Annotated in this window: 22 protein-coding genes and 2 pseudogenes; 13 read left to right on the top strand and 11 right to left on the bottom strand. The window is 62.3% G+C overall.

Translation table 11 applies throughout. The features are described from left to right. The coding region (locus AC2FNA_RS23565) for a selenium-binding protein SBP56-related protein (RefSeq protein WP_496830793.1) at positions 1 to 219 on the bottom strand (219 nt) is incomplete at its 3' end. Positions 220 to 459: 240 nt separating this feature from the next. On the opposite strand from AC2FNA_RS23565, the gene AC2FNA_RS23560 reads away from it, so the two are divergent. Further along, positions 460 to 1,386, top strand: a complete 927-nt coding sequence (locus AC2FNA_RS23560) for a LysR family transcriptional regulator (protein ID WP_496830791.1) — start codon at positions 460 to 462, stop codon at positions 1,384 to 1,386. On the opposite strand, the gene AC2FNA_RS23555 is transcribed toward AC2FNA_RS23560, so the two are convergent. From AC2FNA_RS23555 to AC2FNA_RS23545, 3 genes are all read right to left on the bottom strand, one after another. Then, complete coding sequence (locus tag AC2FNA_RS23555; RefSeq protein ID WP_496830789.1) at positions 1,383 to 2,651, bottom strand: TRAP transporter large permease; 1,269 nt, start codon at positions 2,649 to 2,651, stop codon at positions 1,383 to 1,385. The two genes, AC2FNA_RS23560 and AC2FNA_RS23555, sit on opposite strands and share 4 nt — an antisense overlap. Beyond that, the gene (locus AC2FNA_RS23550) at positions 2,648 to 3,169 is read right to left on the bottom strand and encodes a TRAP transporter small permease (RefSeq protein WP_496830787.1); all 522 of its coding nucleotides are present in this window, start codon (positions 3,167 to 3,169) and stop codon (positions 2,648 to 2,650) included. Before AC2FNA_RS23550 ends, AC2FNA_RS23555 begins: the two co-directional genes overlap by 4 nt. 78 nt (positions 3,170 to 3,247) lie before the next feature. Continuing rightward, positions 3,248 to 4,240 (bottom strand): TRAP transporter substrate-binding protein, encoded by a 993-nt coding sequence (locus AC2FNA_RS23545; protein WP_496830785.1) that lies wholly within the window; start codon positions 4,238 to 4,240, stop codon positions 3,248 to 3,250. A gap of 347 nt (positions 4,241 to 4,587) precedes the next feature. Between AC2FNA_RS23545 and AC2FNA_RS23540 the strand changes: the two genes are divergently transcribed. From AC2FNA_RS23540 to AC2FNA_RS23525, 4 genes are read left to right on the top strand one after another with little or no spacing between them, the layout of a single operon-like run. After that, the gene (locus AC2FNA_RS23540; protein ID WP_496830783.1) at positions 4,588 to 5,697 is read left to right on the top strand and encodes an alpha-hydroxy acid oxidase; all 1,110 of its coding nucleotides are present in this window, start codon (positions 4,588 to 4,590) and stop codon (positions 5,695 to 5,697) included. Positions 5,698 to 5,720: 23 nt separating this feature from the next. Beyond that, entirely contained in the window at positions 5,721 to 7,451 is a 1,731-nt protein-coding gene (locus AC2FNA_RS23535) for a thiamine pyrophosphate-binding protein (protein ID WP_496830781.1), read from the top strand. Then, complete coding sequence (locus tag AC2FNA_RS23530; RefSeq protein ID WP_496830779.1) at positions 7,451 to 7,801, top strand: hydroxyisourate hydrolase; 351 nt, start codon at positions 7,451 to 7,453, stop codon at positions 7,799 to 7,801. Before AC2FNA_RS23535 ends, AC2FNA_RS23530 begins: the two co-directional genes overlap by 1 nt. Further along, positions 7,794 to 8,906, top strand: a complete 1,113-nt coding sequence (locus AC2FNA_RS23525) for a dimethylsulfoniopropionate demethylase (protein ID WP_496830777.1) — start codon at positions 7,794 to 7,796, stop codon at positions 8,904 to 8,906. The genes AC2FNA_RS23530 and AC2FNA_RS23525 overlap by 8 nt, the downstream gene beginning before the upstream one ends. Here AC2FNA_RS23525 and AC2FNA_RS23520 read toward each other — a convergent pair. From AC2FNA_RS23520 to AC2FNA_RS23500, 5 genes and pseudogenes are all read right to left on the bottom strand, one after another. Beyond that, positions 8,886 to 9,685, bottom strand: a pseudogene (locus AC2FNA_RS23520) (Ldh family oxidoreductase). The gene AC2FNA_RS23525 and the pseudogene AC2FNA_RS23520 overlap by 21 nt on opposite strands. Before the next feature lie 51 nt (positions 9,686 to 9,736). Then, complete coding sequence (locus AC2FNA_RS23515) at positions 9,737 to 9,937, bottom strand: hypothetical protein (protein ID WP_496830775.1); 201 nt, start codon at positions 9,935 to 9,937, stop codon at positions 9,737 to 9,739. Further along, positions 9,937 to 10,671 carry a fumarylacetoacetate hydrolase family protein gene (locus tag AC2FNA_RS23510; protein ID WP_496830773.1) on the bottom strand — a complete coding sequence of 245 codons (735 nt, stop codon included), beginning with the start codon at positions 10,669 to 10,671 and terminating at the stop codon, positions 9,937 to 9,939. Before AC2FNA_RS23510 ends, AC2FNA_RS23515 begins: the two co-directional genes overlap by 1 nt. 48 nt (positions 10,672 to 10,719) lie before the next feature. Beyond that, on the bottom strand, positions 10,720 to 11,655 hold the full coding sequence (locus AC2FNA_RS23505) for a ketopantoate reductase family protein (RefSeq protein WP_496830771.1): 936 nt from the start codon (positions 11,653 to 11,655) through the stop codon (positions 10,720 to 10,722). Next, positions 11,652 to 12,926, bottom strand: a complete 1,275-nt coding sequence (locus AC2FNA_RS23500) for a trimethylamine methyltransferase family protein (protein WP_496830769.1) — start codon at positions 12,924 to 12,926, stop codon at positions 11,652 to 11,654. The genes AC2FNA_RS23505 and AC2FNA_RS23500 overlap by 4 nt, the downstream gene beginning before the upstream one ends. A 308-nt stretch (positions 12,927 to 13,234) precedes the next feature. On the opposite strand from AC2FNA_RS23500, the gene AC2FNA_RS23495 reads away from it, so the two are divergent. Further along, a complete protein-coding gene (locus AC2FNA_RS23495; RefSeq protein WP_496830767.1) occupies positions 13,235 to 14,143 on the top strand; it encodes a LysR substrate-binding domain-containing protein in 909 nt (302 codons plus the stop codon). Here AC2FNA_RS23495 and AC2FNA_RS23490 read toward each other — a convergent pair. Next, positions 14,132 to 14,794 carry a Type 1 glutamine amidotransferase-like domain-containing protein gene (locus AC2FNA_RS23490; RefSeq protein WP_496830765.1) on the bottom strand — a complete coding sequence of 221 codons (663 nt, stop codon included), beginning with the start codon at positions 14,792 to 14,794 and terminating at the stop codon, positions 14,132 to 14,134. The genes AC2FNA_RS23495 and AC2FNA_RS23490 overlap by 12 nt on opposite strands. 255 nt (positions 14,795 to 15,049) lie before the next feature. Between AC2FNA_RS23490 and AC2FNA_RS23485 the strand changes: the two genes are divergently transcribed. The 6 genes from AC2FNA_RS23485 (at position 15,050) to AC2FNA_RS23460 (ending at position 24,213) form a co-directional block, all read left to right on the top strand. Next, on the top strand, positions 15,050 to 16,534 hold the full coding sequence (locus tag AC2FNA_RS23485; RefSeq protein WP_496830763.1) for an ABC transporter substrate-binding protein: 1,485 nt from the start codon (positions 15,050 to 15,052) through the stop codon (positions 16,532 to 16,534). Between the two features lie 73 nt (positions 16,535 to 16,607). Next, the gene (locus AC2FNA_RS23480) at positions 16,608 to 17,567 is read left to right on the top strand and encodes an ABC transporter permease (protein ID WP_496830761.1); all 960 of its coding nucleotides are present in this window, start codon (positions 16,608 to 16,610) and stop codon (positions 17,565 to 17,567) included. Beyond that, complete coding sequence (locus AC2FNA_RS23475) at positions 17,564 to 18,454, top strand: ABC transporter permease (RefSeq protein ID WP_496830759.1); 891 nt, start codon at positions 17,564 to 17,566, stop codon at positions 18,452 to 18,454. Before AC2FNA_RS23480 ends, AC2FNA_RS23475 begins: the two co-directional genes overlap by 4 nt. Next, positions 18,451 to 20,451 (top strand): dipeptide ABC transporter ATP-binding protein, encoded by a 2,001-nt coding sequence (locus tag AC2FNA_RS23470; protein ID WP_496830757.1) that lies wholly within the window; start codon positions 18,451 to 18,453, stop codon positions 20,449 to 20,451. The genes AC2FNA_RS23475 and AC2FNA_RS23470 overlap by 4 nt, the downstream gene beginning before the upstream one ends. Positions 20,452 to 20,723: 272 nt before the next feature. Continuing rightward, positions 20,724 to 22,988, top strand: coding sequence for a molybdopterin guanine dinucleotide-containing S/N-oxide reductase (locus AC2FNA_RS23465; protein ID WP_496830755.1), 2,265 nt, complete (start codon positions 20,724 to 20,726; stop codon positions 22,986 to 22,988). Between the two features lie 187 nt (positions 22,989 to 23,175). Beyond that, complete coding sequence (locus tag AC2FNA_RS23460; protein ID WP_496830754.1) at positions 23,176 to 24,213, top strand: reverse transcriptase domain-containing protein; 1,038 nt, start codon at positions 23,176 to 23,178, stop codon at positions 24,211 to 24,213. Here the strand turns inward: AC2FNA_RS23460 and AC2FNA_RS23455 are convergent. Further along, entirely contained in the window at positions 24,142 to 24,735 is a 594-nt protein-coding gene (locus AC2FNA_RS23455) for a VPLPA-CTERM sorting domain-containing protein (RefSeq protein ID WP_496830795.1), read from the bottom strand. The two genes, AC2FNA_RS23460 and AC2FNA_RS23455, sit on opposite strands and share 72 nt — an antisense overlap. Before the next feature lie 657 nt (positions 24,736 to 25,392). Here AC2FNA_RS23455 and AC2FNA_RS23450 point away from each other — a divergent pair. Continuing rightward, positions 25,393 to 26,191 (top strand): annotated as a pseudogene (locus AC2FNA_RS23450) (IS5 family transposase). Positions 26,192 to 26,713: the final 522 nt, after the last annotated feature.

Genomic DNA, 26,713 nt, shown 5'->3' with positions numbered 1-26,713 from the left:
CCAGCCCATGTGATGCAGCTCGTCGCCAATCCCCGGCATTTCCAACCGGTGGATCACCTGGGAATAGGTCGGGCTGTCGGGGTCTACATCCACCGTCGCAAGGTAATCCGGTTTCTGAATGCCGGTCCCGGTGTAGATCGCAATCGTATAAAGCAGCTTTTCGCGCGGTGCTTTGATCGCCTCCTGAGGTGATGCGTATCCCGGTCCGCAACAATCCATCAAAAGTCCTCCTCAACAAATGTATTCCATTCACGGAGCGGCTCAACATCCAGCGACGCCGGAACGATCATTCTGCCTTGCCCGGCATTCATCGGTTTCGTGAGTGTAGGCTTTACCGAACCGGGGAGCCAATTGAATATCCACATTAACCCATACCAAAACCTGATGAAATCGCCTGTCCTATACAAAGCTTTGGAAAATGAGTATTCAGGAATCATAGAATTTTCGGAAGAGTGGGCGGTGAACCTCCGACAGCTAGAAGCCTTCCGCGCGACGATCCGCGCCGGCTCGATCACAGAGGCGGCGCGGATGATGCATATCTCGCAACCCAGTGTCAGCCGCCTGATCGCGGATCTGGAACGCTCTGCCGGGTTTCCGCTGTTTGTGCGGGTCGGGCGCGGGCTGACGCCCACCATCGAGGGGCAGAAATTCTATAGTGGCGTCGAAGGCATGTTCGTCGGCATCGACCGGTTGGAAGAACTGGCAAGGTCGATCCGCACGACTCAGGGCGGCACCATCTCGATCTCCACGATACAGTCCATCGCCTCGATCGAACTGCCGATGGCGGTGGGCCGCGTCTATCGCGAAAATCCCGACATCCGCTTTGCGATCAATTCCCGCAACACGCCTGCCATTCTGGATGCGGTTCAGATGCGGCAGGTGGACCTGGGGATCGTGGGGCGAGAGGCCAATCACGAAGGTGTCGAGACGCTGTTCCAGACCTCGGCGCCATATGTCTGCCTTTTGCCGGAGGATCATCCGCTGGCCGATCTGGGCGGAGTCATCGACCTCGAGGAGGTTGCCGAGACCGAAACCTTCGTGACCTTCGGCGGCACCTATCCCGACACGATGATGTCGATGGACCCCGCGCTGTCGAAGAAGCTTCAGGGCCGGTCGCGCCTATCCGCCGCGAACATGCCCCTGGCCGGTGCGCTGGTGCGCGAAACCGGGGCGCTGGCGGTTGCCGATCCATTCTCGGCCGAACAGGCGGTGCGCATGGGGGGCGTGGTGTTCCGACCGGTGGCGCAGAACCTGACCTATTTCGTGACCATCATCGCCGCCGGGCGCGAGTTGCTGTCGCGGCAGGCCTTGTCCTTTGTCGACCTTTTCGCGGCGCAGCTCACCGCGCGGGTGGAATTTGTCGACGCGCTGCGGCGGCGAGGCTAATTCAGCAAGTTGGGCAACCAGGTTGCCGCCGATGGAAAAAAGATCATCAGCACCCCGAATATGATGCCGACGATGACGAAAAGCGGCACTTCGCGAAAGGCTTTCTCGGGGCTTTCATTGGCGACACCTGCGGCGGTGTAAACGCCGACGCACACCGGCGGCGTGATCATACCGATCCCGGCGAATGCGACGAAGACGATGTAGAGGTGCAGGATATCGAGACCAAGTGACAAGGCCAAAGCGGCAAAGATCGGCACCGTCAGGTAGAACACCGGGACGATCTCGATGAAGGTTCCGAGGATCAGACAGATCACCGCGACCGCCAGCCAGAACATCATCGGCGTGCCGCCCATTTCGGTGAAATAGGTGATCAGCTTTTGCGGGGCTTGGCTGTAGGTCAGCACCACGCTGAGGAAGGTCGCCATGGCGATGATGGCAAAGATCACCGCGGTGATCCGCGCGGTCTGGTGCAGGGCGTCAAGCAGTCCGCGCAGGGTCAGTTCCCGATAGACCAGCACACCGATCAGAATCGCCCAGATTCCGGCAACGGCTGCGGATTCCGAAGGCGTCAGGAGACCGGCATAGATGCCGCCAAGAATGATCACCGGGGTAAAGAGGCCCGGAACGGCCGAACGCAGCGCTGACAGCCGCTCAGTAGCCGTTGCCTTTTCGGGGTTGCGAAGATGGCGGCAGCGCCAGGTGACCACAATTGACAACAGGACAAGCAGCACCAGGCCCGGGATGAACCCCGCCGCGAAGGTGCGCGACACCGGAACATCGGTCAGCGCGCTGAACAGGATGGCGGCGTTGGAGGGCGGAATCAGGGATTCGAGAAACGCAGCCGAGGCCGCCAGCACGATGACAAAGGGTTTCGGATAGCCCTGTTCGACCATCTTCGGGATCATGATCGTGCCGACCGCAGTGATCGCGGCGAGGATGGACCCGCAGAACGCCGCGAAGAACCCCATCGCGAGGATCATTGCTATTCCAAGCCCGCCCGGCCAGTGGCCGACGAGCGTGGTCGCGAAATGGACCAGCCGGGCGGCGGCGCCCCCGCGCAGCATCACCATGCCGGTGAAGATGAACAGCGGCACCGCGATCAGCACATGTTTGGTCATTGAGCCGAAGGAAACCTGGATCAGGGTCGACCAGGGCAGGTTCATGCCCCAGATCGCGACCGTCGCACTGCCCAGGCCGAAGACCATGAAGATCGGCACCGACAGGAGCAGCAGGAGCATCGAGAAGAGGGTCGCGGTGGCGTTCACGGCGCTGCTGTCCTTTCAGGCGAGATCAGGTCGCGGACCGTTTCGAGCAGTAGCTCGAGCGAGAACAGTACGAGGATGGCGAAGCCGGTGGGAAAGGCGAGATACATCCACCAGATCGGCAATTCGATCTCGAGTTCCATCAATTGACCCAACCGGCGGAACAGGGCCACGGCTTCGTTGCCCGCCTGCACGAAGATCAGCGCCCCGATGACCATCAGCGAATAGACGAACAGCCTGAGCCACAGCGCTGCGGCCCCTTTCAGGAAGGTCGGCAGCAGGTCCACCTGGATATGCGAGCCCGAGCGCAGCAGAGGGCCAAGCAGTGGAAACACCATCCAGGGCACCAGCGCCGGGGGCAGTTCGATGAACCAGTCATAACCCGTTCCGCTGACATAGCGGGTCACGGCGCTGCCGGTCAGCGCCAGCACCATGACCGCGGTCAGGCAGCTGGAGGTCACGGCGGTCAGCTTTTCGAGCGCGCCGTTCACGACCCGGAAAAGCGACAGGACTGCGTTCATGGCGACATGCCTTTCAGGTGAGGAAAGGTCGCTCGGGCGGCTGGCGCGCGAGCGACCAGTGGCCGGTGCCGCATTGCGTCAGAAGTTCTTGGCAGCCTGGATCACCTCGGCATCGACGGTTTCCGCGATCACCGGCATGACCTTGTCGGCCATCAATGCGTTGAACTCGTCCAACGCCGCGCCATCAAGTTCGGTCACGACACCTCCGCGCTCCTGGAATTCGGCCAGGGTCTGCTCGCCGGTTTCGAGGATCTTGTCGGTCGATATCTGCCCCACCTCGCGGCCGACGTCGATCAGGAGCTGCTGCAGGTCTTCGGGCAGCCCGTCGAACCAGGTCCTGTTCGCCATGATGTAGGCATCGGCGTAATACTGGTACGGTTTCTGTCCGTGGGTCAGGAATTCCCACCAGCTGAAGGCCCGGATCGAGCCCGGCGGGCTGTTGATGGTGTCGATCATGCCGGTTTGCAGACCCGAATAGACCTCGCCGGTGGGCATGGACACGGTGTTGGCGCCCAGTGCTTCCCACATCGGGCGTTCGGCCCCGATCAGCGCCCGGGCCTTCAGGCCGGACATGGAGGCAACGCCGTTCAGTTCCTGGGTCGAGAAGGTCATCACCGGTCCAACGGGATCATACATCAGCAGGACGGTATCGGATTTCGTGGTGATGTCGTCCCACACCGCCTTGCCGGCGGGATCTTCCTGAAAGAAGGCGCGCTGTTCGTCGTAGCTGTCGAAAATGCCGGTGATCGAAACGACGTTGAAGTTCTTGTTGATCGGCGGGAAGGCCACGACCGCGACGATGCCCCCCATCTCGACCGCGCCCGAAGTCACCGCTCCAAGCTGTTCGCGGATCCCGAACAACTGACCGGACGGGAAATAGTCGATCCGCAAACGCCCCTCGGCGCGCTTGTTGACCTCGTTGGCGTACATTTCCGCATGAATCGCGCTGTGGTGCGTCGGCCCCCAGTGGACAGAGAGTCGGGCAACGTATTCCTGTGCCTGCGCGGTGCCGTTGATCAGAAGCGCCGAGGCCGTCATCCCCAAAGCAGAGATAAGTTTCGAAAGTTTCATGAGTTTCTCCCATTCAGGTTCGGCACGCCCGTTCTTCGGCGGTTCTCGCAGAGCTCCGCCCGAGAGCGGTGCTCGCGGGCCGGATGCGGACAGGCTACCGCGTGAGCCGTGAAACGAACCAATAGAATTCCGCGCAGCATTCATGCGCCTTGGCTATAGGTGCTGGTCCGCAGGTGCCGGTAACATAGGAAATGCAAATAGGTGCCGGAGCATTTTCGATTGGTCCGCGACCTCTGCAACCCCGTACCTTCGGGGTCGCGAAACAAACGGTACGGATCACAAATCAATTGGCCCAGAAGCCCCGCCTCCATGCGACCGAAGACGCCCGATTGCTGGCGAAAAGGCGTTTGCCGCGGTTGATCTTCGATTTCATCGAAGGGTCGGCGGGCCGGGAGGTCGGTGCGCGCCGGAACGAGCGCCGGTTCGACGACATCCTGTTGCAACCGAGGGCGATGGCGGAAGTCGGCCTGCGCGAATCCTCGGTGAGGTTCCTGGGGCGCACCTACGGCTTGCCGCTGGGCATCGCGCCGATGGGCATGTGCAACCTCTCCTGTGCCGGGGCGGATGCCCATATCGCGCGGGCCGCCATCGAACGGAACATTCCCCTTGGCCTGTCGTCGGCGGGTTCGAGCAGCCTGGCCGAAATGCGGGAATGGGCCGGGGATCTGGCCTGGTTCCAGCTTTATTTCGGGCAATCGCCCGAGGCCACGTTCGAGGTCGTCGACCGGGCGAGTGACGCGGGGTACGAGACATTGGTTCTGACGGTGGACGTGCCGGAGGTATCGCGTCGCATCCGGGATCAGCAGAACGGATTCAGTGTGCCGTTCCGCATGACCCCGCGCGCCTTCGTGGATCTGGCGTTGCATCCCCGCTGGTCGCTTTCGACGCTGATCAACGGGGTTCCGAGACCACGCAACTTCGCGTCCGAAAGCAGATCATTCGACCGCAAGGCCAGCCGCGCGGGCGCAAACTGGGGTTTTCTGCAGGCGTTGCGGGACCGCTGGTCCGGCAGGCTGATCGTGAAGGGCATCACGTCGCCCGAAGACGCGATACGCGTTCAGCGGATCGGGGCGGATGCGGTTTACGTCTCGAACCACGGTGGCCGCCAACTGGACAGCGCGCCGCCCGCGATCGACCTGTTGCCGATCATCCGGCGTGCCGTCGGCGCCGATTATCCGTTGCTGTACGACAGCGGCATCCGCAACGGCGAGGACGTGTTGAAGGCTCTTGCCTTGGGGGCCGATTTCGTAATGCTGGGCCGCCCGGTGCTTTATGCCCTGGCCGCCGCGGGGGGTGCTGGCCTGCGACAGCTGCTTGGTTGCTTTGCCGCGGATATCGACCTCGCCATGGCACAGATCGGGGTCAACCGGATCGGCGATGTCGGTTACGGCAACCTCTTCACCGCCGAGGCCCATTCGGTGCATTCTGAACCCATGCCCTTGACGGCGGCGAACTGACCCAAACGGGAGCCTTGCGGAAGATGACGAACACACGATCCATACGCGGCGGGGCGCTACTGGCCCGGGCCTTCAAGGAAAAGGGGGTGGAGCATGCCTTCACCCTTGCGGGAGGCTTCTGCAACCCGGCGCTCGAAGGTTTCATGGAATGCCAGATGCCGGTGGTCAATTGCCCGCACGAGCAGGTGGCCGGACACATTGCCGACGGGCACACGCGGATAACACGCAAGCCTTCGGTCTGCCTGGTGGGGCCGGAGGGTTTTGCCAATGCGGTGCCGGCGATGCTGGAGGCCTGGGGCGAACGGTCGCCGGTGATCTTTGTCACCGGGTCCTCGACGCTGAAGCGGCAGGGTGCGGGCGGGTTCAAGGAAATCGACGATGTGGCGATCGCAGCACCCCTGACCAAGTATTCGGTGCAGATCACAGATGGCGAGCGGATCAGCGAATTCGTCGACCGTGCCTGGCGCGCGGCGACCACCGGCTATCCCGGGCCTGTGCATCTGTCGCTGCCGGTCGACATCATGTTTTCCTCCTTTCCCGAGGATGCGGGCCGCGACGAACGCCCCTTCGACCGCAGCGCCCGGCAAGTGCCGCGCGCCTGGCCGGATCCGGAGCAGCTGGACGAGGTGCTGGCACTGGTGCGCGCCGCCGAACGCCCGGTGCTGATCGGCGGCCATGGTGTCTGGTGGTCGGGTGGCGAGGAGGCCCTGGGCCGCGCAGGCACCAAACTCAGGATACCCGTCTTCAACGTGCCCTATCATACCAAGATGCTGGGCGAAGACTGCGACGCCTTCATGGGGCTTGCGGATTTCCACCAGTACCACCCCTCGAAACCGGCGATTCACGAAGCCGATCTGGTACTGATGGTCGGCTGTCGGCTGGACAACCAGATGAACTTTGGCAATCCGCCTTTCATTCAGGCCGGCACCAAGCTGGTTTGTGTCAACGGCAGCCATGAGGAGCTGGAGTACAATTTCGGCGCGGATGTGCAACTGCTGTCCGATCCGGGTGCCTTCCTGACCGCGCTGGCCGGGGTCGGCAGGACATGGGACAGCTGGCTGGACCTGCAAAGGGACCGCCGCGCGGACTGGGTTGCCGAATGGTCCGACCATATCGCGGGTGAAACGGCGCAGGACGAGGCCGAAGGGCGGCTGATGCATCCGTTGCAGATGGCGCTGGATGTGCAGGCAGGCATGAAGGACGGCGACTGGCTGGTCTTTGACGGCGGCAACACGCATTTCTGGAACGAGATCGCGACCAATATCGCGGCGGCGCGCGGTCTGACGCTGGGCGGGATCCTGCACCCGGGCAACTACAGCCTGCTGGGGGTCGGCGTATCCTTTGCGCTGGCAGCCAAGAACCTGAACCCCGACAAAACCTGCGTACTGGTCACGGGCGACGGCGCTTTCCTGTCGGGCGGGCTGTCCATCGAGGCCTGCTTTCAGGAGAAGATCCCGATCGTGGTGGTGGTCGACAACAACGGCGGGCTGGATTGCATCAGCCAGCAACAGGAACGCCTGTTTGCGAATGGCCAGCACTTTGCGACCGATTTCCGGGATATCCCGTTCCACGGCCTTTTCGAGGGCCTTGGCGGATATGGCGAGTTGGTCACCCGGCGGGCCGATCTGGGCCCGGCGCTGGAGCGCGCCATCGCCAGCGGCAAACCGGCCTGCCTGAATGTGAAATGCCGTGGCGTGATCAGCCCCATCGTGGCCGCGACCTCGGACAAACGCGACAAGGCGTCGATTGAGTGATGGCGGTTGTATCTTCTCATACGCTGAACGCTGTCGATGGCAGTCACGCAGGCGGCATCGCGGTGCGGCTGGTGAATCTGGACACCGATGAAACGGTTTTCGACACCACGATGGACGACGGCGGGCGTCTGGTGCAGGAAATCGCCGATCCCGATCCGAATGCGCGCTATGAAATGGTGTTCCAGACCAGGGCCTATTGGGAGGCGCGGGTCTTGCAATCGCACGGGGCGCGCATCATGGACGAGGTCGTCGTACGCTTTGCCATGCCGGACAGGGACGGGCGCTATCACATTCCGCTGATCCTGTCGCCGCATGGTTATTCTCTCTGGTCCTCTACCGAACATGGCTGAGGGGCTCAACTTCTCGCGGCGTCTGCGCCGGACGCCCTACACCGCCTCGGCTGAAAAGGCTGGCGTGACCGGATTTTCGGTCGTCAACCACATGCTGTTGCCCAAGGCCTATGCGCGGTCGGTCGAGGACGACTACTGGCACCTGCGCGAACATGTGCAGATTTGGGATGTAGCCTGTCAGCGGCAGGTGCAGATCGAAGGCAAGGATGCAGCGCGCCTGATGCAATGGATGACCCCGCGCGATATTTCACGCGCGAGGATCGGTGACTGCCTCTATGTGCCGATCACCGACGACAGCGGGGGCCTGATCAACGATCCTGTGCTGCTGAAGCTGGCAGAAGACCGGTTCTGGCTGTCGGTCGCGGATTCCGATGTGCTGCTTTATGCCAAGGGGCTGGCACTCGGGCGCGGGCTGGAGGTGGAGATCATCGAGCCCGACGTATCGCCGCTCGCCATCCAGGGGCCGAAGGCGGAGGCGCTGCTTGCAGGGCTGTTCGGATCACATGTCCGCGACATCGGGTTCTTCAAGTTCGGCTGGATCGACTTCGCCGGGACGCGTCAACTGATCGCGCGATCAGGTTATTCGCGGCAGGGTGGGTTCGAGATTTACCTGAACGGTGGTCACCTTGGCGCGGCGCTGTGGGATGCGATCTGGGACGGGGGTCAGGCCTTTGACATTGCGCCGGGCTGTCCCAACCTGATCGAGCGGATCGAGGGCGGGTTGCTGTCTTACGGAAATGAAATGACCCGGGAGAACACGCCGCTGGAGATCGGGCTTGAAAAGTTCTGCAGCCTTGATGGCAGCGTCGATTATCTCGGGCGCGCGGCCCTGCAGCGGGAGGCAGAGGCGGGTGTCGGGCGGCAGATTCGCGGTGTTCTGTTCGACGGCGGCCCCTGTCCGACATGTGCCGCACCCTGGCCGGTCCATGTGGGCGACCGGCAGGTGGGCCAGATCACCAGTGCGATCTGGTCACCGCGGCTGAAGCGCAATGTGGGCCTGTCGCTGATCGAAAGGGCATTCTGGGATCCCGGCCAATCCGTTGTCGTGGCCTGTGCTGACGGAACCTTCCGTGACGGCGAAGTGTCAGCTTTGCCTTTCGCCTGATACCGCCAGCGCTTCTATCTGTTTCCAGATCGGCACAGGCAGGGAAAGCCTGTCTGTGACAGTTGCCGCGCGCGCGCGTTCGCGTTCGCCCGGCACCTCAGCCCGCGCGCCCTCGTGCAGCGGCGGACAGGTCCGGACCTCTGACAGGATTTCATCGGCTGCGGCGCGCATCGCATCCGGGGCGGCATGGGCGGTGCAATCGATCGCCAGGACCATCCAATTGATCTCTCCCTTCCGGACCGGCCCCAGCATCGCCTCTCCGATCGCCTCGGCAATCAGGGCAAGTCCCGAGCCGATATGCCCACCCTTCGGCAGGATCGCGCCGCCGGAAAATAGTCATTCGGGTCCGTCGTCGGCGCGCCGTGCCGGTCGATGATCATGCCCGGTGGCAATTGGGTACCTGCTGCGCGCGCGGCATCGATCCAGCCGCCCGCAACCATGCCAGTTGCAAAATCCAGAACGACGGGCCCCTGCGCGCCGCCGGGAACACCAATGCAATAGGGGTTGGTCGGCAGCAGGGCCTGCCGCCCGCCGTAGGGGGCCACCATGCGCCAGCGTTTTCGGTCACCGCCACCAAGGGTGATCGTCATGCAGCCCTTGTTGGCTGCAGTTTCCGCAAAGGCGCCCAGACTGCCGGTGTGGCCTGCCCCCGTCAGCGTCGCCATTGCCAAACCGTGGCCCTGGGCCCTTTCGGTTGCGGCATCGGCCGCGACGCGCATGGTGCGGATGCCGATGCCGCCGTCCGCATCAAGGTGAAGATGCTGCGCCCTGTCCGTCACATGGCTGACGGGCGCATTCGCCGTCAGCAGGGCGCTTTCGTACTCCCGCGCTTATTGCAGCGCCCGGACGATGCCATGGGATTCAACGCCGCAGCGGTCCGCGTCAATCAGGTGGTCGGTGACCTCGGCCGCCTCTTGCGGGCTGCAACCTCGGGCGGTGAAGATGCGCAACGCACCTTCGCGGACATCCGCAATCGGGACGTCGATCCTTTCGGATCGCAGTTTGAATTGCGGCACGTCCGGTATTTCCACTACCTGCCCACCGGGTTCGCCAACGTTCCGACGCCGGAAACGGTGATTTCAAGGAGGTCGCCTTGGCGCAGGTATCGCTTGGGGTTGCGGCTGCCGCCAGTTCCATCGGGGGAGCCGGTGGCGATGATGTCGCCGGGCAAGAGTGTTGTCACCTGCGAGATATAGGAAATCTGTTCAGCCATAGAATCGATCATCTCTGACGCGCGGGCGCTTCGGACGACCTCGCCATTGAGCCGGGCGGTCAGCGTCAGGTCGTCCGGTGTTGCGATTTTGTCGGCGGTGACAATCCACGGCCCGCAAGAGCCGGACTTCTCGAAGTTCTTCCCTGCATGGATGCTGTGTTTCTGCCAGTCGCGCACCCACCCGTCGTTGAATGCGGTGAAGCCCGCCACATGATCCATGGCCTGATCGGGCGGAATGCAGCGCCCTTGCCGCCCGATGACAATTGCGATCTCGGCCACGTAGTCGAAACTCCGGGCAGGCTCCTCTGGCGGGATCACAAGCGCCGCACCGTGACCGACAATGGCCTGTGTTTCCTTGCCGAAGAGGATGATGTGTTCCGGATCGGGCGGGGCAACGCCGTCAACCGGATAGGGCTTGCGATAATTCAGGCCGACACAGACTATCCGGGCGGGGTTCGGGATCGGCGGCAGGGGTTCGACTGCTTCAATCGGCGCGAAGATCGGGATATCTGTCGCGAAATCCGTCGCCTGCCGATCGGACACTGGTGCCATCGGTGATGCCAAAGCCCGCCCGCCCAGCTTGGATGAAACTGACCAGCTTCACGGATGCCCCCCGTCAAAGGTCGCCTCGCGCTGGCGCAAAACCGCGACCAGCGTGTCGTTGAAGGGCGTGGGTATTCCAAGCGCACGCCCAAGCACCGGCACCTGCCCGTTGATGGCATCGAGTTCGGACCGCCGTTCGGCCTTGTGATCCAGCAGCATCGAAGGCCGGGCGTCCGGCATGCGCGCGCCAAATGCGATGACATAGGCCACGGGATCGTCGAAAGTCAGGTTGATTTGCCTGGCTTTTGCGATGGCATAAGCCTCCTGCATAGCGCCAAGTGCGATGGGCCAGCGTTCGGGATGCGCCTGCAGCTCTCCGACGGTCATGTCGAAGACAGTGCAGGCGGCGCTGAAGGTGACGTTGCACAGAAACTTTTCCCAGATCAGCTGCTGAATGTCGTCGAAGGCCCGGGCCTTGAAGCCCGCGCTTCGCCACAGTTCGGCCAGGGCCTCGGCCCGGTCGCTCTGGCCGCCTTCGATCTCGCCGATGCGGATCAGGTTCATGGCATTGTGGCTTGCGTGTCCCGGCCCAATGAGGGACGCGCCAAAGCTTTCCGCCATGCCCAGCAGCACATTGTCGACAGGCATGAATCCCGCAATCCGCTCGGCGGCGCCCAGTTCGTTCTGGATCGTCAGGACAAGTGTTTCAGGGGTCATATGTGGCGCTATGGCCTGCGCCGCGGGTCCGACCCCGGCGGCCTTGGTCGCAATGACGATCAGGCCAGCGGCGCCGACCTCAGCAAAATCCGTCACGGCGAGAAGCCCCTCGATGCGGCGATTTCCGCTGGCGCCCTCCAGCTTCAGGCCCGAGGCCCGGATCGCCGCGATATGGGCCGGCCAGGGATCAACGGCCCAGACCTCGTGGCCCGCCTCGCGGAACATCCCGGCATAGACGGCGCCCATGGCCCCGGTTCCGTAGATCGCAATCTTCATCGGGGGCACATCCTTGCCTGCGGCAGTCTGATGTCGAACTCCCGGCGCAACGCGGTATCCAGCGCGGTGTCGAGCACTTGCGGGAAATGCCCGGCGAGAAGCCGGATCGCCTCTTCCTTGGCGCGGAGGTTGATGCCGGGGCCATTCGCGGTCTCCCATTCCGCAATCGAGCGCCGGTCAGCCAGATCGGGATAGAGGAAATCCGTCTTCATCCGGCCATAGGTCTGAGGGTGCCCGAGAAAATGACCCTCATTACGGATTGTCTCGGCGATCATCTGGGGGTCCAGCGCCTCGGCACTGACATCGACCGGGGCGAGGTTGCGCCGGATCGCGCCTAACATGTCATTGTCGATCACATAGGCCTCCCACGACGCCGCCATCAACCCGGCCTGCATGCCTGCCGCCTGGGTGATCAGATTGGCCCCGGCCTGAGCGGCCATGGTGATCGACAGCGCCTTTTCGTAACCCGCCTGGGCATCGGCAATCTTGCTGTCGGTGGCCCCTGCGATGGTCGAATTGGGCAGGCCATAAAACCGCGCCATCTGCACTGCCGAGGCGGTCAGAACCGCCTGTTCGCCACTGCCGCCCGCCATCCCGCCCGAGCGCAGATCGGTCACCATGGGGCGCGCGCCATAGATCGCGGGTGTGTCGGGATTGGCGAGCCAGGCGACAATCATGCCCGCCAGGGTTTCGGCATTGCTTTGGACGAGGCAGCCTGCAACGGTCACGGGGCTGGACGCGCCCATCTGGCCGAAGGTGTTGACCATGCAGGGAATGCCCGCAGCCGCTGCCGCGACAAGGACCTCTGCCGCCTCGGGCGAGAACCGCATGGGCGGGGCGACATGGTTGATGTTGAGCGACAGGAACGGGCGCGCGGCAAAGGCTTCCGCACTCCCCGCCACGAGATGGCACATCGCGGCGATCTCGGCGACATGTTCGGCGGAGCAGGCACTGACGATGACGTGTTTGGTCGTCCCTGCCAGCGCGGCGTAGCAGGTGTTGACGTCCAGCAGGCGGTCATTCTCCATGTCGCGGGCCACCAGCGAGCGGGCGAAGAACTGCACGTGCGGCAGGGCATCGACCAGCCGTGCCGCATCGTAGAGATCGGCCAGGGTGGAGGCGCGATAGCGCCCGTTGCCCGGATCAAAGATCATTGGTGCGGCACCGCCCGACCAGAGGTAGACCGATGCCGGATCGAGGAGCAGATCGTGGACCGGTTCGCGCCCGGAAAGGGCGATGTCGCGGCGCAGCCCCGTCAGCGCCTGCGTCACCAGTTTGGCGGGAAGGTCAGGCGGCCTTCGTCCGTCAGGGCGCCGCCTGCGCCGCACACCAGGTCGGTGACCGCAGACGGTGCGTCGCTCATCCCGAAATTGCCGAGCGACGCCAAGGAGACCTCGTGGATGCGCTCCAGATCGCTGTCGCTCAGGATGCTCAGGTGGCCGCCTGCCGTGGTCAGGACAGGCCCGCCGATGACGTCTGCTGATCTTGGCCCTCAATTCTGACATGTCGCGATGCTGGCACGTAGGAAAGGATGGACAAGCGACTTCACCGATGGGTATGGATCAAGCAAGATTGATCCATGCCCAAGGACCAAACGGAAATGCACCCGCGAAATCTGCCGCTTGCGGCCTTGCGCACCTTCGAAGCGGCGGCCCGCCATCTGAGCTTCAAGATCGCGGCAGAGGAGCTTTGCGTCAGCGCGACCACTGTCAGCAATCAGATCCGTCGGCTGGAGCGGGACATGAACTGCAAGCTCTTCATCCGCAAGACCCGCGCCGTTATTCTGACGGATGCCGGGAGATCCCTGTCCCGAGTGCTGACGCAGTCGTTCGAGAACATCCGGTCGGAGGTGGAAACCCATGTCCGGTCGACGCGAAAATCTGTATCGCTGGCGGTGGGCCCGATCTTTGCGTCGCGTTGGATGATCCCCCGGCTGGAGCGGTTTCGCAACGATCTGAAGGGCATTGACCTGGCTTTGCACAACTCGCCACGGATCACCGACGCGACGCTGATGACCAGTGACATTGCGGTGGATTGGGGAACCGGTACCTGGGTCGGGCTGGAGGCGGAACCGCTTCTCGAGATCACCTATTCCCCCGTTGTCAGCCCGGCACTGGCCGACAGGATCGGACAGCTGAGATCACCGAAGGACGCGGCGCGCTTTCCGATCATCCACCAGCAGGACCGAAGCGAATGGGCAGCATGGTTGAAACTTGCGGGCTGCGAAGGTCTGGCGCTGGACGACAGGGCGACGATCGTGGATTCCAACGTGGTCATTCAGGCGGCCATCGACGGGCAGGGCATGGCACTGGGCATCTTCCCGTTCTGCCAGTCTGATGTGGACGCGGGCCGGCTGGTCAAACCCTTTGACATCAATCTGTCGCCGACGCGGTCGTTTCACATGTTGACCCGTCCGGGCGCGCGGCAGCGGCGGGAGGTTGACCTTGTTTTCAACTGGATCATGAAAGAAGCGGGATCAGCCGCCTAGAATCGTTTCCTCGCCCAGCTCATCTATTCTGTAGACATGTGGCGGGCCGACGGGCGGAAAAGGCAGGGCCGCGCCGTCCCGCAAGACCAGCGCCGCACCATCGTCGACAGCGTAACCACCTGTGATATCGCGTCTTTTCGCAAGCTCTTGCATCCGGATGCGCCGCTGCGGCTCGGCCCGGCTGTGGGGGGTGAAGGTGCCCCGGATCAGCCCCAATCCGTTGGCAATCTGCAACCCTTTTTCGGGCGTCCGCCAGAGGAAGCTTTCGAACCAGCACATCGCGCCCGCGCTGACCCCGGCCAGTACCACCCCGCGCCGGTACGCCTTGGCCAGAATCTCGGAAAGGTCGGTTGCGTTCCAGTGGGCCACCAGAGCCACGGGGTTGCCGCCAGCGACATAGATCAGGTCGAGGTTCTTTGCCCAATGCTCCGCCGCTGCCGGGGCGGCCGCAGACGACAACGGCAGAATGGCGCTGGCCAATGGTGCGAATGCTGACCGAAAGCGGTCGAGCTTTCCTGGATCATCACCGCTGGCCGCGCCGACGTAACCGACCCGGGGCCGCCTGACCGCATGATCAAGGCACAGCCTGTCGAGTTCGGGATGCGTGCCATGGGTCGCCCCGCCCCCGCCTATGGCTATGAGGGTTGGCATAGGCATGGCCGCCCGGTCGCATTTGAGATGTCTGCATAGAACATATGAATAGATCCGCCAAATTTCTCTATTTGTCCATTCAGTTCCAGACGCCGACACTGGGAAACAGGACAACACGCCAAGCCATGGATAAACTTTTATTCATGCATGGGTCCATGAATTGTCGCTTGTCCAACGTCGACCTGCGGCAGAGCCTTATCCGGCGCATGTGCGTCAGACAAAGAACGCCAGCCGCCACGCAGGGAGGATAACCGAATGAACAAGACATTGAGTATAGCCGCGTTGGCATTTGCCATCGCCGGTACCGCCGCCTTTGCAGAGCCGACGGGCACGTTCCGGCAGGCCCATGAATTCGGATTTGGCGCTCAGTCCAGTCTCGATCCGATCTCCAAGGGTCGGGTATTCCAGATCACCGAAAAGATCATGAACCGGCTGGTGCGCCCGGGTCTGGACGGCAAACCCGAGGCCGATCTTGCGACCAGCTGGGAGGCCAATGAAGATGCGACCGTCTGGACCTTCAAGCTGCGCGACGGGGTGAGCTTTCACGACGGATCGTCTTTTGACGCCGCCGATGTGGTCTATTCGCTGAACCGGGTGCTGGACCCGGAAAGCGACAGCCCCGCGCGGTCAGCGGTCAAGATGATCACCGCCGTCGAGGCGCTGGATGACATGACGGTTCAGATCACGCTCGACACGCCCTTTGCCGACATGCCGCTGCAACTGATGGATTATCGCCTGCGCATGATCCCTGATGGCGCGGGTGATGATATCGCGACCACGGGCATCGGCACCGGCCCTTTCAAGGTCGAGACCTTCGATGCCGAAGGCACCACGGTGCTGGTCGCCAACATGGATTACTGGGAAGGCGAACCGGGTGTCGCCAGAATGGAAGTGATCGGCATTCCGGATGGCCAAGCGCGTCTTCAGGCCCTGTTGGGCGGGCAGATCGACATGGAGCGTGGCATCACCGCACAGCAGGCCCCGATGCTTGCCGGGTCGGACAAGTTCGTGATGCAGGAAATTCCGACCGGCAACTGGCGTGGTCTGGTGTTCCGGACCGATGTAGAGCCCTTCAGTGATCCGCGTGTTCGAAAGGCCGTGCGTCTGGCGGCGGACCGGCAGGAACTGGTCAACCTGATCCTTGGCGGTCAGGGGGTGGTGGCTTGCGACACGCCGGTGGAACCCAATGATCAGTACCGCGCCGCAATCGACTGTCCGCAGGACATCGAACAGGCCAAGGCGCTGCTGGCCGAGGCGGGTTTTGCCGACGGGATCGAGATCGACGTTCACGTCGCCACGCTTGAGCCGACCTGGCCGACCCTTGCGGTTGCCTATCAGGAACAGGCGGCTGCGGCTGGTATCAAGGTCAACGTCGTGCAGGCGCCGACCGACGGCTATTGGTCAGAGGTCTGGATGAAGAAAGATGTTGCCGCTACCCGCTGGAACGAACGTCCGGCGGATCAGGCGTTGCATGAAATCTATCTGTCGTCCGCCAAGTGGAATGAAAGCTTCTTCAAGGATGATGCCTTCGACGCCATGCTGGCCGATGCCCGTCGCGAACTGGACTTCGACAAGCGCAAGGCCCTCTACGTCGACGCCCAGGAATACCTGTGGGAGAACACCGGCACGCTGATCCCCTATCACGTCACCCGCCTTGTCGGTGTGTCGTCACGCGTCAGTAACCTCGATGAAGTCAAGAACGACGCGGTGCGCTGGCACAAGATCACCGTCGCCGAATAGGTGGTGCGGGACCAGGCCGGGGCGCGGGACGCGCCCCGGTTTATCGTAGCTCCCTCCAACACAAGGCTCTCCGATGCTGCGAATGCTGCTGCGCCGATTGTTCCTTGGCGCAATCACCGTCTGGATCGTTACGCTCATCATATTTGCTGGCGTCGAGGTGTTGCCCGGAGATGCCTGCACGGCGTTTCTGGAACGCGAGGCCAAGGGCAAGCTGCTGGAGAACTGCCGCGAAGCCCAGGGCCTGAACCGGCCAGCGGTCGAGCGGTATGTCGAATGGGCAACGGGTGCGATCAGGGGCGACTTCGGGGTCTCTGCCAACGGACAGAAAAGCATCTCGGAACTGGTCGGGAACCGGCTGAAGAATTCGCTTCTGCTGGCGGTTTGCGCGCTTGGGGTGGGTGTCCCCCTGGCGATCTTCCTGGGCGTCGTGACCGGATTGAGGCGGGACAAGCCGGTTGATCTGTTCTTTTCGACTGCTGCGGTTTTCGCGATGACGATCCCGGAATTCGTTTCGGCCACCGTGCTGATCCTCGTGTTCTCTGTCTGGCTGGGATGGCTGCCAGGGATCGTGCTGACCTCGGCGGGGGCTCCGGCGTCCGAGTTCTTTCCGGAAATCCTGCTGCCGGTCATCGTGCTGGCGATGGTGATGACGGCGCATATCCTGCGTATGGTCCGTTCAAGCGTGATCGAGGTGATGGCGGGCGACTACATCCAGATGGCGACGCTGAAGGGTGTGCCTTACTGGCGGATCGTCTTTCGCCACGCCCTGCCGAACGCACTGTTACCCGCGATCAACGTCGTGGCCCTGACCATCGCCTGGCTGTTGGGGGGCGTGGTGGTGATCGAGGTTGTGTTCAACTACCCGGGACTTGGCCGCATGATGATCGACGCGATTTCCGACCGTGACCTGCCGGTGGTGCAGGCCATCGCGCTGATCGTGGCGACGGTCTATGTCGGTGTGAACCTGACCGCCGATCTGATGACCATGTTCCTGAACCCGCGTCTGCGCACCCATGCAATGAGGGGATCATGACCGAGATCACCGTCAGCCCCACCGAAAACACCCGACTGCAGCGGATCGCAGCCGTTCTGCGCGACGTGATGGCCCGGCCTTCAGGGGCGATCGGCTTGTCGCTCGTGATTTTTCACCTGGTACTGGCGATCACCAGCCCCTGGATTGTGCCTTATGACTACAAGGCTATGGACAGCCTGCAAATGCTGAAAGCTCCCTCGGGTGCGCATTGGCTCGGCACCGATCACCTGGGCCGGGACGTGCTGACCCGGACGTTGATGGGCGGGCGAGAGGCGCTTCTGGTCACCGGCATCGCCACCCCCATCGCGGTGATCTGGGGCGGCTTTGTCGGCATCTTCTTCGGTCTTGTGGGCGGCCGGTTGGACGAGGTGCTGATGCGGGTGGTCGATGCCTTCCTGTCGCTGCCCTGGATCCTGAAGATGCTGGTCCTGATTGTCACCTTCGGTACCGGTGTCGAAGTGCTGATCCCGACCCTTGCCTTCTTCTACGGCATTCCCGTGATCCGCATCGCCCGTGCTGCAACCCACGACGTGGTGGCGCGCGACTTCGTTTCCGCCGCCCGCGCACGGGGCCACGGGCGCATCACCATCATTCGTCGGGAACTGCTGCCGAATGTCCTTGATACGCTGATGGTCGAAGGGGCCATGCGGTGGTCCTGGATGCTGCTGGCCTTCTCTTCGCTGTCCTTCCTCGGCTTCGGGGTTTCGCCACCGACACCAGACTGGGGCCTGATGATCGCGGATGGTCGGGGGCTGATGTCATTTGCCCCCTGGGGCGTGCTGGCACCGGTGGTGGCGCTTTCGTCGCTGATCATCGGGATCAACCTGACGGCGGATGCGCTGGCCAAGGCGCTTGGCATCGACCGCGCGCAGAAGGCCCCGGTATGAGCGCGCTGATCGAAATTCGCGATGTATCCGTCGGCTTCACGGGCCGCGACGGCCGCACCCGCGAGGTGCTGCGCAACATCGACCTGACCGTTGCCCCGGGCGAAAGCGTCGGCCTTGTCGGCGAAAGCGGGTCGGGCAAATCCACACTGGCCTTCGCGGCCATGGGGTATCTGAAGCGTGGTCTGCGGCTTTTGGGCGGTCATGCGTCATTCAACGGCAATGACATGTTCGCCCGCACCCGGCAGGAACTGGAGCGTATCCGGGGCGGGCAACTGGCGCTCATCCCGCAGAATTCCGGGCAATCCCTGACGCCGACCCTGCGGATCGGTGCGCAACTGGGCGAAGCGCTGCGGCTGCATTCGGCGCTGCCTGCCGCGCAGCACAAGGCCCGGGTGATCGAGCTTCTGGGCCAGGTCCGCCTGCCCGACCCCGAAGGCATCATTGCAAGGTTTCCCCATGAACTGAGCGGCGGGCAGCAGCAGCGCGTCGCCATAGCCATGGCTCTTGCCGGCGACCCCGAGGCGCTGTTGCTCGATGAACCAACCACCGGGCTCGACGTAACGACGCAGGCGCATATCCTGGAGTTGCTGCGCGACATCGCCGCCGAACGTGGCATGGCCATGGTCTATGTCAGCCACGATCTGGGGGCCATTGCGCGGGTCTGCGACCGCGTGGTCGTCATGTATGCCGGCGAAGTGGTGCTTGAGGGCCCGACCCGGCAGGTGCTGCGCGCGCCCGCTCATCCTTATGCCCAGGGCTTGCTGGCCTCGATCCCCCGGCTGGATGACGCCACATTGCCGGTCGCCCTCGATGGCCGCCCGCCCGCACCCGGCAACGCGGGCGCAGGCTGTGCCTTTGCGGATCGTTGCGCCCTTGTGCAGGACAAATGCCGCGCTGCGCGCCCGCCGCTGGCCACCGTGGCATCCGGCGAAGCCGTCCGCTGCTTCTTTGTGGAAGAGGCGCGCCGCAGCCGGGGGCAAAGCAAGGGCGCGGCGCCGATCCGCTATTCCGGCGATACGGCGATGTTGACGCTCAGCGACCTTTCGATCAGCTATGCCAGGCCCCGTCTTATCGACCAGCTGTTGGGACGGGGTACGAACAAATTGCCCACGGTCGACGACATCTCGATCAGCATCGGCAGGGGCGAGACGTTGGGGCTGGTTGGTGAAAGTGGGTCGGGCAAGTCGACGATCCTGAAGACCATCGCCGGGCTTCTGCCTCCCGCCGGCGGCACCGTTACCGTGGACAGCCGACCCCTGCCGCGCGCGGTAGAACAGCGTGACCCCGCCCAGCTTCGCCAGATTCAGCTCATCTTCCAGAACCCGGACGACAGCCTCAATCCACGGCACACGGTCGCCGACATTCTTGAACAACCCCTGAAGCTCTACTTCGGCCTTAGCGGCGCCGATCTTCGTGCGCGCAGCGCCGAGATCCTCGAACGCGTGCGCCTTGGTGCCCATTACCTCGACCGCCTGCCCAGCCAGTTGTCGGGTGGTGAAAAGCAGCGCGTGGCCATTGCCCGCGCCTTTGCCGCCGACCCGAAGATCGTATTGTGCGACGAAGTGACATCCGCGCTCGACGTCTCGGTACAAGCCGCTGTCCTCGACCTGTTGAACGACCTCAAGGCCACCCAGGGCACAACTTATCTCTTTGTCAGTCACGATCTGGCCGTCGTCCGGGCGCTGTCAGATCGCGTAGCTGTCCTCTATCAGGGCAGGCTGTGCGAAATCGGGCGAACTGACGACGTCTTCGGCGGTGTGTCGCACCCCTATACCGAGGTGCTGCTGGGCGCGGTATTGGAGCCCGACCCCGATACCGCCCCGACCCTGACCGCCGACGATATCGTCGAGCGTGCACCGCCCGCGCGAGGCTGTCCGTTTCAACGAAGATGTCCCCGGAAAGTCGGCCCGATCTGCGAAGCCGACGTTCCGCCCTGGCAAATCAGCGGTCAGGATCATGCTATTCGATGCCATATTGCGCTGGATGATTTGAGCTGAAGACAGTGGGTTCACCGACCCTGACTGAACGGCACGGGTGCAGATGCCCCTGATCGTCATCGCCAGTCCGGTAGCTCGGTGGCGAAGCTTATGCCCTACGTCCTTCTCGCGCATCAGGCGCGCACGCAGTTTGTCAGCCCGGAAGAGGACCGCGCGTTCCGTGTCACTTCGGGATTGGTGATGATTGGGCTTGCCATGTGGCTGCAGATTCAGAATGTGTAATTGGCTGAAAGTGGCGGATAGCCGTCGCCTCAAGTTGCAAAGGATCGATTATGTCCGAACGTAGTCGCGAGCTTCTGACCAGCACGCATTGGGGCACGTACCGGGTCGAGGTCCAGGACGGTCGGGTCACCGCTTTGCACGCCTTCGAGGAAGACCCAGACCCGTCGCCGATCGGTCCCGGAATCGTCGATGTTCTCGAGGGACCGACCCGGATCACGGCGCCAATGGTGCGCAAAAGTTGGCTGGAAGGAGGTCCGGGTACAGCAGGCGAAAAACGCGGAGTCGACGACTTTGTGGAAGTCACCTGGGACGAGGTCAACAGGATCATTGCCCGGGAACTGGACCGGGTCCGGCGGGTTCACGGGAACCGCGCGATTTATGCCGGTTCATACGGTTGGGCCAGCGCAGGCCGGTTTCACCACGCGCAAAGCCAGCTCAAGCGGTTCCTGAACTGCATCGGGGGTTTCACCAGCTCGAAGAATACCTATTCCTTTGCCGCCGCCGAAGTAGTGGTTCCGCACATTCTCGGTGATTTCCGCGGCCTCATCGACACGACTACAAGTTGGGAGAGCATCGCCTCAGATTGCGAGCTTTTCGTGGCGTTCGGTGGGGTGCCCTTGAAAAATGGCCAGATCAGCCAGGGTGGCAGCGGGGCGCATGTTCAGAAAAACCGTCTCTTGGCGGCCGAGGCAGCAGGCGCCAGGTTCGTGAACATCTCACCTTTGCGTTCCGATCTTCTGGACCAGGTCAAGGCCGAGTGGTTGGCGATCCGGCCCGGCACCGACGTGGCGCTCATGCTGGCCTTGGCGCAGGTGCTTCTCAGCGAAGACCTGCATGACCAGGACTTCCTCGACCGTTACACGGTCGGCTTCGACCGTTTCGCGGGCTATCTTTCGGGGCAAACGGATGGTGTGGCCAAAACTCCTTGCTGGGCCGAAGAAATCTGCGAGATACCCGCTGAAACAATACGCGATCTGGCGCGCAGGATGGCTGCGAGCAGGACCATGATATCGACCGCCTGGTCGCTGACGCGGCAGGACCATGGCGAACAGCCGTTTTGGGCCGCGATCGCCTTGGCATCGATGCTGGGGCAGATCGGCCTCCCTGGGACCGGAATCGGCTTTGGGTATTCGGCGATGAACAACACCGGTCTGAACCGCACTCACGTCAATTACGGAGCATTGCCGCAGGGCACCAATCCGGTGAAGGATTTCATACCCGTGGCACGGGTCACGGAAATGCTTGAAAACCCCGGCGGACGCTTCGACTACGATGGCAAGGCATACGAATATCCGGACATCCGGCTGGTGTGGTGGGCGGGGGGCAACCCTTTTCACCATCATCAGGACCTCAACCGCATGCGCCGCGCCTGGGCCCGCCCGGATACCATCATCGCGAACGAATGGTGCTGGAATTCGCTGGCACGGCACGCCGACATCGTTCTACCCTGCACAACGCCACTTGAACGCAGCGACCTCGCACTTACACCCAAGGACCCCTACCAGATAGCAATGGATCAGGCGGTTGCACCGGTCGGGCAAGCGCGCAACGACCACGATATTCTGCGCGGGATCGCTGCCGAAATGGGCGTTGATGAAGAATTCACCGAGGGCCGCACGCCCGAGGAATGGCAGCGTTGGATATGGGACGTTTCACGCCAGCAGGCGGCTAGGACAGGGGTGGAACTGCCCGATTGGGAAAGTTTCCGGCGCGCAGGCTGGATCAAGGTTCCGGTGCCCGACAAGCCGACGATCATGCTGGAAGCTTATCGCGCCGATCCGGTCGCAAACCCACTGGCCACACCTTCCGGCAGGATCGAGATATTCTCCGAGACCATCGCCGGTTTCGGCTATGACGACTGTCCCGGCCACCCGGCCTGGATGGAACCGGCAGAGTGGCTCGGGCGTGCGAAGCCCGGTGAACTGCACCTGATCTCGAACCAGCCACGCAACAAGCTGCACAGCCAGTTGGATCACGGCCCGATCAGCGGCGCCGACCGCCCGAACGGCGTGGAGCTAATCACGATGCACCCCGGGGACGCCGATGAACGGAGGCTGCAGGAGGGTGAGATCGTCCGCGTTTTCAACGCCCGTGGTGCCTGTTTGGCCGAGGTTCGGACCAGCCACGCCATCCGGCGGGGCGTCATCCAGATCGCCACCGGGGCCTGGCTCGACCCGTACGGCGATCTCTGTCGCCGTGGCAACCCGAACGTGCTGACGCTCGACAAGGGCACTTCGAAACTGGCGCAGGGGCCGATTGCGCATTCCTGCCTGGTGAAGACCGAGCCGTGGATATGCCCGGCGGTCATTGGCTGATCTTTTGCCAGCGCAGCGAACGGCAGGTTTGACGTGCCGAACCGCAGCGATGCCGGCATTCGCTCAAAGTCCGCAAAGGGCCGGAACCGTCTTGACGCCGGTCACGGGGCGGTGCCCTCTGTTGCATCGCCGCATGACGGCTTCGAGCCCACATTGACGGTTTCTGCAATCTGCGCGAACGTCAGCTATGCTGATTGGACGAATTACCTCGGATGCTATTCTGGATGAAGCCTACGCTTGGCTCTGCCATCGTCGGCGTGACTATCCCGCAAACACTGACATCTGGTGGTTTCGGCGGAACTGGGCATCAGAGAAAGTCCGGCTGCAGCAAGACCTGTTGACCGGCAGTTATCGTTTCGAGGCTCTCGACCGTATCGAGTTGAAAGACGGCTCCAGCGTCGATGTCTGGACCTCGCGCGATGCGCTGGTGCTCAAGGCCATGAGCCTGTGTCTGGCCAACGTGCTGCCTTCATCGCCCTCCTGCACACACATCAAAGGCCATGGTGGGGCTAAGCAGGCCGTCCGGCAGGTCGTGCAACATTTGCCCCATCACGGGTATGTTCTGCGCACGGATGTTAAATCCTACTACGCCAGCATCGACCATCACCGGCTTCTGGACAGGTTGGCGGAGCATATCACCAACCGGACGGTGATGAACCTCCTGGGTCAATACCTGCGGCGCAGTATTTGTGATGGCGGCAACTTCGTCGACATCAGGCGCGGCATTTCGCTTGGCTGCCCTCTCAGCCCGCTGATGGCATCATTCTACTTATATGAGCTGGACCAGCGTTTCGAACGCAGCGGTCTGTTCTATGTCCGGTTCATGGATGACATTCTCATCCTCGCCCCGACCCGGTGGAAGATCCGCAAGGCGATGGCGGTGATGCGCTCCATGCTGAGCCAGCTGCGCCTCGACACTCACCCCGACAAGACCTTCATCGGGCGTATTTCGAGAGGGTTCGACTTTCTGGGCTATCGTTTCTCTCGGACCGGGCTCCGCGTGGCGCGGTCCACCCTCCGCAAGGCCAATGAGCATATTGTTCGGCTTTACGAGCAAAAGAAAAAGGGGCCAGCCTGGCCCCTCACTCTTGAACGTTATGTTCGCCGTTGGCGTGGATGGGTCAAGGGAGGATTAGGCGGGCTCCCCGTTGCCTCAGCTCACCTTGCGCCTGCGCCGTCCCCAAGCGGCCAATCCGGCAAGGCCTGCAGCAAGAAGCGGCAGTGACGCGGGGACGGGGACGGGGGCGAGAGGGGTCCAGCGGGCATATACAGCGACGGGTTCACCGGACAAGTCGTACAACTGGTCAATCTGGGAGGCCGGAGCTGAAGCGTCGTCCGGGAACAAGGACGAAGACCAATTCGTAAAGTGAGTATAAATAATGGTGGGTGTAAGGGTAAACGGAGCCACCGAGGTCGTATAAGGGGTGATTATTTGGCACCGAGCGGAGCCAGAACATCCTGCTGTCCGTGATGGATCGTTAGTGTAATCGTCGTTACCCGGTGCGTTAAAGAGATCGAGTAGAGCCTGAGAAGCTGCCAACGCGCCCGCTAGGGTCGTGAAAGCGAAATCAGCAGAACCGCCACAGGGACTGAACAAGGTGGAACACGACCCATCGACGAAGTCCACATTGTAGAGGTTGCCACCAACGTCAACGCCTGTTGCCCCGGTGGCTGACAAGGTAGCGGCGCTCACCGCGCCGGCTGCAGACAGCCAGACAAACGCGACCGCAGCCGCAAAAATCTTCATCTTCATAAATAGCCCCCCGGATATTTTGAAAATAATCGTGGAGATTACGGGCATGCCCTCTGAAAAGCAAGAAACAATCCGAGATCGTAGCTCGCTCAACCCAACAGTCTCGGCGTTTTGTACACATCCCGGAACCAGTCTGATCATATAAGCAGGTATTGTGCGAATTTGGCCATCAATTTTACCAAATGATGCAAGTCAGGGCGATGAAGCAGACATGACAGCAGGTGGAGTCACTGGCGGCTTTGTCCCGCTCTGCCGTCATTGCCCTATCGGAAATGCTGCGCGATGCACGAACGGCAGGTCTGGGGAAGCTGCACTGCGGCGACGCTCGATCTAGCCAATGTCCGGTGAGGGCCGAAATTGTCAAACTAGGCACCGCAATTCGGTTCTGGAACGGCGGTTGCGCCCTCCCGCAACCAAATCACTTAAGTAATACAGCCGCTTAAGAGCCTCCCGAACGGGAGGTCTTTTGCATTTCGCGGCCGTGTCAACACTGTGTCAACAGAACCCCGACGCCCCGTGTCAAAGAATGTTGCCGAGTCGCATCCTACGATCCCGATCAGGCATCTCGGTGCGAGCTGACGGGGCTAGGGTCAGGATGCATTGATTTTGGTCGCACGGCGTGATTCACGGCTCAGAAAATGGAGCGGTGACATGAGCGACCTTTACTGGCTGACTGACGCGCAGATGGCCAAGCTCGCCCCTTTCTTCCCGAAGTCGCACGGCAAGCCGCGAGTTGATGACAGGCGGGTTCTGAGTGGGATTATCTTCATCAATCGCAATGGGTTGCGCTGGCGGGACGCGCCTGCCGCCCATGGTCCACACAAGACGTTCTACAGCCGGTGGAAACGTTGGAGCGAGAAAGGAATTTTCGCGCGGATGATGGCGGGGTTGGCTACGAAACACGGTGAGAAGACGACCGTGATGATCGATGCAACATACCCGAAGGCACATCGAACGGCGACCAGCATGGCCGCCAAAAAAGGGGGCGCGCTCGCCTGATCGGTTGCACCAAGGGCGGCATGAACACCAAGCTTCATGCCATCTGTGACAGCCAGGGACGACCGCTCGATCTGTCCGTCACCGCCGGCCAGGTGAGCGACTACATCGGCGCGCGGGCGCTTCTGGGTAGCCTGCCAAACGTCAAATGGCTGCTCGGAGATCGCGGCTATGACGCCGACTGGTTCAGGGAAGCGTTGAAAGACAAAGGCATACGCGCCTGCATCCCCGGCCGGAAGCAACGCAAGACGCCGATCAAGTACGACAAGCGTCGCTACAAGCGGAGAAATCGCCCCTCTCGTGACATTGCTGCGCAATGCACTGCCGGGCAGTGATCGAGATCATGTTCGGCAGGCTCAAGGATTGGCGGCGTGTGGCGACCCGCTATGACCGCTGCCCCGAGGCGTTCCGATCGGCCATCCCCCTCGCGGCGACCGTCATCTATTGGTTATGAAGCCTTGAGGTGCCCCTAGCGACACCTCAAACATCAGGTCCGCCTGCCTACGCAGTGCTTCATGAGCCGCTGCAGTAAACCCACTGATCTTTTCCAAAGCATTCACTCGAAATCCGGCGCAGTATGTCGAGCCTTGGGTGTTTGCGCGGTGGGATGCCATATCGCGAATCCACCGAAGCGCAGCCCCTGACCGCGTCAACAAGCAAAGGGTTGTAGGTATCGAATCCCTGCTCAACGGTCGTCTCGGTTGCGAAGATCGCACTGGACCGCTGTACGTGGATCACATGGAAAACCTTATTCTAATAGGCCTTGCGGGCCGTGGGGCACACCGGTTCACCGATCTCGGATCGCGACGCGTCGAGTGTGATCAAGCTGACAGAAGCAGGGGAGAGAACTGTGTTACGCTACGTCAGAGGTGGCGTGCCGTCACCTCGAGGGTGGAGGAAAGCAAGATGACCAAGATCAACACAATGGACAACGGTTGCGTGTCAGTTGATGAGGCACTGATCGCAGACTTGGAGG

The organism is Ruegeria sp. YKSD163 (assembly GCF_059612905.1).
This window is presented reverse-complemented; position numbering and strand designations above follow the sequence as displayed.

Bases quoted from the DNA above. Each gene is read 5' to 3' on its own strand.
- AC2FNA_RS23550 (WP_496830787.1), bottom strand. From the start codon at position 3,169: ATGAACGCAGTCCTGTCGCTTTTCCGGGTCGTGAACGGCGCGCTCGAA.
- AC2FNA_RS23545 (WP_496830785.1), bottom strand. From the start codon at position 4,240: ATGAAACTTTCGAAACTTATCTCTGCTTTGGGGATGACGGCCTCGGCG.
- AC2FNA_RS23535 (WP_496830781.1), top strand. From the start codon at position 5,721: ATGACGAACACACGATCCATACGCGGCGGGGCGCTACTGGCCCGGGCC.
- AC2FNA_RS23530 (WP_496830779.1), top strand. From the start codon at position 7,451: ATGGCGGTTGTATCTTCTCATACGCTGAACGCTGTCGATGGCAGTCAC.
- AC2FNA_RS23525 (WP_496830777.1), top strand. From the start codon at position 7,794: ATGGCTGAGGGGCTCAACTTCTCGCGGCGTCTGCGCCGGACGCCCTAC.
- AC2FNA_RS23510 (WP_496830773.1), bottom strand. From the start codon at position 10,671: ATGGCACCAGTGTCCGATCGGCAGGCGACGGATTTCGCGACAGATATC.
- AC2FNA_RS23505 (WP_496830771.1), bottom strand. From the start codon at position 11,655: ATGAAGATTGCGATCTACGGAACCGGGGCCATGGGCGCCGTCTATGCC.
- AC2FNA_RS23495 (WP_496830767.1), top strand. From the start codon at position 13,235: ATGCCCAAGGACCAAACGGAAATGCACCCGCGAAATCTGCCGCTTGCG.
- AC2FNA_RS23490 (WP_496830765.1), bottom strand. From the start codon at position 14,794: ATGCCAACCCTCATAGCCATAGGCGGGGGCGGGGCGACCCATGGCACG.
- AC2FNA_RS23485 (WP_496830763.1), top strand. From the start codon at position 15,050: ATGAACAAGACATTGAGTATAGCCGCGTTGGCATTTGCCATCGCCGGT.
- AC2FNA_RS23480 (WP_496830761.1), top strand. From the start codon at position 16,608: ATGCTGCGAATGCTGCTGCGCCGATTGTTCCTTGGCGCAATCACCGTC.
- AC2FNA_RS23475 (WP_496830759.1), top strand. From the start codon at position 17,564: ATGACCGAGATCACCGTCAGCCCCACCGAAAACACCCGACTGCAGCGG.
- AC2FNA_RS23470 (WP_496830757.1), top strand. From the start codon at position 18,451: ATGAGCGCGCTGATCGAAATTCGCGATGTATCCGTCGGCTTCACGGGC.
- AC2FNA_RS23465 (WP_496830755.1), top strand. From the start codon at position 20,724: ATGTCCGAACGTAGTCGCGAGCTTCTGACCAGCACGCATTGGGGCACG.
- AC2FNA_RS23460 (WP_496830754.1), top strand. From the start codon at position 23,176: ATGCTGATTGGACGAATTACCTCGGATGCTATTCTGGATGAAGCCTAC.
- AC2FNA_RS23455 (WP_496830795.1), bottom strand. From the start codon at position 24,735: ATGAAGATTTTTGCGGCTGCGGTCGCGTTTGTCTGGCTGTCTGCAGCC.